3 protein-coding genes are annotated in these 6,134 nt (G+C 35.7%); all 3 read right to left on the bottom strand.

The genetic code is table 11. The features are described 5' to 3' along the window. The coding region (locus FHS04_RS04760) for a type IX secretion system membrane protein PorP/SprF (protein WP_183408366.1) at positions 1-212 on the bottom strand (212 nt) is incomplete at its 3' end. A 30-nt stretch (positions 213-242) separates the two neighbouring features. Continuing rightward, on the bottom strand, positions 243-4,850 hold the full coding sequence (locus tag FHS04_RS04755; RefSeq protein WP_183408365.1) for a T9SS type B sorting domain-containing protein: 4,608 nt from the start codon (positions 4,848-4,850) through the stop codon (positions 243-245). 145 nt (positions 4,851-4,995) lie between these two features. After that, positions 4,996-6,033 carry an aldo/keto reductase gene (locus FHS04_RS04750; RefSeq protein WP_027879109.1) on the bottom strand — a complete coding sequence of 346 codons (1,038 nt, stop codon included), beginning with the start codon at positions 6,031-6,033 and terminating at the stop codon, positions 4,996-4,998. Positions 6,034-6,134: the final 101 nt, after the last annotated feature.

Below are 6,134 nucleotides of genomic sequence, written 5' to 3'. Positions count from 1 at the left end.
GAGTGTATGGTTAAGGTTCCTGTTGATGGTGCTCCTTCTAAACCTACCCATTGGCTTCTGTAAAGTGCGCCTATGGCAACACCTTCGTATGAACCGGCGTAAGCTGGATTGACCACATTCATGTTATACATGTATTGTGTGTATTGTGGATCTTGCTGTGCTTGTGCTTGCAATGCAAAGAGCAAAGCGAATAGGATATATATTTTTTTCATTATATCTGTATTGGTTGTATGATTAGTTTATTATCTGTTTATGTATACCCAAGCGGCTTTTTGTTTGCTTCCTTGATACTTCATGACAAAGTAGTAAGTCCCTACTGGTAACTCTTCTCCGTCGTTTGATTGACCATGCCACTCATTGCTGTAAGAATCTTTTGAGTATACTAACGTACCATAACGGTTATAAATCTCTAAGCGTTGTACATCAAAACTGCTTAAGTCAAAGTTATCGTTAAACCCATCATTATTTGGCGATATACCTTGTGGGATAACACAACTCTCTAACTCAAAGACATCTACTGTTGCAGTGTTTGAACATCCTGTATCATTAAAAGTAACCTCAATGGTATAAGTACCTTCTGTTAATACGGTATCTAAATCTAAGCTGTTCTCGCCTGATATTATATTATCATTTTGGTCATACCATACAATACTTACCTCGTTAGATGTGTAATTATCCGGTATCGCTGTTACTGTTATAGGTGTTGTAGCGTTTGGACATACCTCGTAAACTACATCTCCAAATTGAGTCTCTGGTGTTTCATAAAGTGCTATATCAAAACTTGTAATTGCATAACACTCACTTGCTGAAGAATTTTCAACTTTAACAAAAATTGTCTGAGGACTATTTGTATTAGAATATGCAGTTGGATTATTGATTGCATTTGTACTTGTTTCAGCATCAATTTGAGATGTATAATAAGATACAGACACATTGGTTTGTGTTCCTATTGTAACCGCTTCGTTAAGCGTTAAGTCAAATATATTACTTCCGCTACCATCATCACATAGTTCTTGATTTGGTGTTGCATATGCTTCTGGTGCATCATTAACTACCAAGTTAAAGCTAGTATTTGTAGATGCACATCCAGACATTGATCCTACTGCATCAATATCTTCAACTCTTACATAAATTACAGTACCATCTACTGCTACGTAAGGTGAAGAAATAGCTGATGTACCTGATTGAGCATCAGATAATGTTTCATGATAAGTAACAACAAAATCTGCATTACTTTGAGTACCTAGAATTGTTGCTGTTTGAGATTCTAAATCAAAACTAGCATTACCAGCACCTTCATCACAAGCTTCCATATCTGGTGCTTGATTAGCAATAGCATCGTCAAAGAAATTAATATTAGCTATTATAGATGATGTAAAATCATCACAAATTCCTCCTCCAACAACACACTGGTAACTACCTGACTGGGTAGCGACTAAAGTTGGAGAGTTAATTCCTGCTTGATATATTCCGTCAATGTACCAATCATAAGAATCTACAGAATAAGCAGTATCTGCTGTTAAGGTAACAGATGTATAACCACATAAGTTAATATCATCGCTTTCTCCATCAGGAGCTGTTGTTCCTTGTTCTACAACTATACCATCATAATCTAAAGTAACGTCACAAACCACATCACAATTTGTACCATCTGTCGGTCCAGAAGTTTGAGTAAAGTTATAAGTACCTGATTGTTGAGAGTAATTAGTTATTAAAATAACATATGTTGAATTCGCTGGAACTCCTGTTAATGTAATAGTTTCTGTTGCTGTAGCAGAGAAACTACAATCTGCAATATTAGGAGATAATAATTCAAAACAACCCGTGTCTTGTCCTGTAAATGGTCCCCAAACTATAAAGTCAATATCTAAACCAGTTCCCGCGTCGTTTGTTTGAGCTAATTGGAAAGTATAATCTCCTGGATCATCAAATTGAATTGTATTCCATTGCGGATCTGGTTGACTTCCTAAACAATCATAATCTAAGTATGGAGGAGCTGTTTGATCTCCTACAATACTAGGGTAAAATATAGTTGGATCTGCACAAATAGGTAAGGCATCTGTACAATATGTAGGTGCACCTAGAGTCTGTATACATAAGTCAAAAGTGATTGATGTTGGTGTTGATCCAGCTGAAAATACTCTTACATAATATGTATTACCTACTATTAACGTAGGCGTTAAACTGAAGTCATCTGTTGTACAATATAACTGAGTTAAATTATTACAGTCTGTTCCTTCATAAACAGCATGGTCTACATTAAAGCCACCAACAACATTTTGTATTTGTATAATTTGTTGATCACCAACTGCTGTAAATTGGAACCAAACATCATCATCTGCACTGGTTGTACATGATCCATTTGGATAACCTGAATCTGTAGCTTCTAATAATGTTCCTGAATTAACTACTGTACAACTTTCATCTGAATTTACAGAAGCCACAGTAGCATTACATGGGTTATCATTAACCGGTGGACAAGCAGCTAATGATATTGCTTGACTTGTAATCACACAGTTTCCATCTTGTTCATTTGAAACAGTAAATATAATATCTGTATTAAACGGATAAGGCCCAAATAGAGGAGTTACAGAACCTGTAGACGATACACTTACTGGAGGATTACCTTGGTTATCTTGAATAGATAATGATGTTGCATCTCCTAAAGAAGTAATATCTACATCTACTAAGAATTGATCTCCATTTGCACAATCATCTACCACAACAAAAGTTGCAGTTGGATTAACACAAGTAGCACAACTTACAGTTACATCAATTGATGTATAGTTGTTACCTTGACAGTTTACACTTCCGTCTGACTGAACTTGGAATGAAATTGTAGATCCTGTTGATTGATAAGTTAGACCACTTAAGTTTCCACCGTTACCATAAGGTGTAGCTGCATTTAAATCTGTTGATCCGTCAGAGTCCAGAACTACTAGTTCATCAAAGTTTTGTTCTACTTGGCCAGCATTAAACGTTATGTTTAATGGTGTTGTACCATCTGCACTTGTAAATGTGAATACATTAGTATCGTTATTCTCATAACAATAAGTTAGTGTTTGTGGTCCACCATTAACACAATCTAATACAAAATTGGTTTGTGCTGGTGTTGTGAAGAAATAAGGTCCTGCCCATACACTAGTGTCTGCTCCACAGATTGCTTGTACATATACTTCATAATCTGTTTGAGGTGTTAGTGCTGATTCTGAAACTGTTGTTGTTCCAACTGTTGTTCCTGAAGTTGGTGTTCCTGTTCCTGCTGGTTGTACTACATAGTTCCATTGTGTTTCTGGCCCACTTGGTGTCCAAGAAATATCTGCTGAAGTTGCTGTTATATTCGAAGCTATTAAGTTTGTTGGTGCAATACAGAATGTTCCACAAGTTTCTACTTGTATTTGGTCAATAGCTATATCACCTTCAAATCCTGTTCCTGCGCCTCCGTAGCTAAATTCTACATAAATTACTTGTCCTAAATAAGTATCTAAGTTTATACCTATTGGTACCCATGCTTCTGTAGCGTCTGTTTGGTAGTCTCCTATCCAAGTATATTCTGTTGTGAATGGTCCTGTTGGAGATGTAGACACACCTACATTTAAAGTTCCTATATCATCACCAAATGCATGCATATAAAATGATAACTCTGCACCATCTACTGCTGATGTTAAATCTATTGCTGGTGAAATGGCTGAGGCTATATCTGAAGCACTACCAGATGCTTCATATTCTAAGTGCGCTCCTGCATTACCATCCCATGTTACGTTTGGTCCCGTTCCAAATGAGTTTCCATTTTCTTCTGTAATACGCCAATTTCCATTAGAACCATCAAAACCTGTTCCTGTCCATCCTGCTGGTGCTGTTCCTGAAGTTGCTCCAAAAGTTTCTGTAAACACAAAAGTAGATCCTCCAGAAGAACATGTTACACCTACTGGTGCTGGTGGTGGTGTGTTAAACGTTGTGAAGTTTACTGGTCCTACCCAGTTACTAAACCCATCAGTATCACAATTAGCTCTTACATAAACTTCATAAGCTGTACTTGGTGTTAAACCACTTGCTGGATAAGGATTATTAGTCGATGTTGTTGTGCCATCTGTTGTTGGCTCTCCTGTTCCTGCTGGTTGCACCCAAATTTGCCATTCAGACTCTGATCCACCTGCTGACCATGTAACATCTGCTGTACTGTCTCCTGTCGTTGTTGCTGTTAAAGTTAATGGTTCAGGACATATCACATCAAAAATAGACACATCATCAAAAGCAAATCCTTCATCCTGAACAGATCCATCTGATCCAAAAGCTATTCTTAGCTGAACACTACTTTCGCCTGCTAAGCCTACTAAAGCATGACGTGCAGTTACCCATCCATTAGACCCAGAACCATTTCGTCCTGTCCATCCTTCTTGTTGCCCTCCTGGATTACCATTAATTGTAGTATCTGTATACCAATTGTTAGGGTCTCCAAAAGCACCAACATTTTGCCATGTTGCTCCACCATCAATAGATGACTGTAATACAGTTCCATCCCAACTAAACTCTGATTCCCACCAAATACTCATTTCAATGCTTGGTGATGACAATGTTGATAGATCAAAAATTGGACTACTTACAAAAGAGTCCTCATTACTATTATAATTTCCGGTTAGATTTGTTACCCATGAGTTACTACCAGATGCTGCACTATTTATAATAGTAGCTGCTGGCGTTCCTAAAGCCCATGTTCCTGTACCGTTTGCTGTCCAGCCACCATCTCCAGATTCGAAATCTTCTGAGTAAGGATAACTGGTAATTTGTGAAAATGATTGTATGCTCGAAAATAAAGCAATCAAACAAATTAGTAGAGTAGTTTTTTTCATATTAATTAATGAGATGTTTAGTTTTAGAAACATCTAAGCTATTAAAAAAAACCTACTACTACTTACCCTAAATAGTTAATATAGATAAAATGTTTTAATTTATCGTTTAAAAGAAAACAGCGACTAATCCCTTAATGACTATCGATTAAGGAGCAGGATTAGGTATTATGGAATGAATTTGATTTATTTTTTCTAAAATTTCTGAAGATAATTCAATATTAATGCTTGAAATATTTTCTTTAAGTTGCTCTAAATTAGTTGCTCCAATAATATTACTAGTTATAAATGGTCTTTGATTAACAAAAGCCAATGCCATTTGCGCTAAGCTAAGATTATTAGCTTCTGCTAGCTCTAGATATTTTTTTGTTGCAATTGTTGAATTTTCACTACTGTATCTAGCAAATCTTGGAAACAATTTTAATCTAGAGTTTTCTCCTGCAGTTCCTTTAATATATTTACCAGATAACACACCAAATGCCATAGGCGAATAAGCTAATAATCCTATATTTTCTCTTATTGAAATTTCAGCCATGTCTCCTTCAAAAACTCGGTTAATTAAAGAGTATGCATTTTGAATGGTTATCGGTCTTATTAAATTATGCTTTTTAGATTCTTCTAAATAGCGCATTGTTCCCCATGCTTTTTCGTTAGAAAGTCCTGCAAAACGAATTTTTCCTTCTTTTTTTACAGCCTCTAACTGCTCTAAAACGTCTTTAAAATTATCTTCCCATTTGTCGTTTGGATTATGATTATAATCTCTTACCCCAAACGTATTAGTTTGTCGTTCTGGCCAATGTAATTGAAACAAATCTATATAATCTGTTTGTAGTCTTTTTAATTCTTTTTCTACAGCATCTTTAATTGATCCTTTTTGAAATCCTGATGTACGTATGTGTGCGGTATAATCGCCTGGCCCAGCTATTTTGGATGCGATAACAACTTTTTCTCTATGTCCTGTTTTTTTAAGCCATGTCCCTATTATTTCACTAGTTCTTCCTTGCGTTCTTGCTTCAGCAGGTACAGGATATAATTCTGCTGTATCTATAAAATTCACACCTTGTTCTATTGCATAATCTAATTGTGCATGACCTTCTTCTTCTGTATTTTGATTTCCCCAAGTCATAGTACCTAGGCAAATTTTACTCACTTTTATATCTGTGTTTGGAAGCGTTGTATATTTCATTTTTTGGATAGTTTACTTTTTAACAAATATAAAAAGACCTTTAATTAAATAATTTAACTAAAGGTCTAAATGTTTGTTAAGAATTTTATACTCAAAACTTA

This window comes from Mesoflavibacter zeaxanthinifaciens subsp. sabulilitoris (genome assembly GCF_014191595.1).
Taxonomy (GTDB): Bacteria; Bacteroidota; Bacteroidia; order Flavobacteriales; family Flavobacteriaceae; genus Mesoflavibacter; species Mesoflavibacter zeaxanthinifaciens.
Note: the sequence above shows the minus strand (reverse complement) of the source record. Positions and strands in the feature narration are given on the sequence as shown.

Coding starts and splice junctions, on each gene's coding strand:
- FHS04_RS04750 (WP_027879109.1), bottom strand. CDS start 6,033: ATGAAATATACAACGCTTCCAAACACAGATATAAAAGTGAGTAAAATT.
- FHS04_RS04755 (WP_183408365.1), bottom strand. CDS start 4,850: ATGAAAAAAACTACTCTACTAATTTGTTTGATTGCTTTATTTTCGAGC.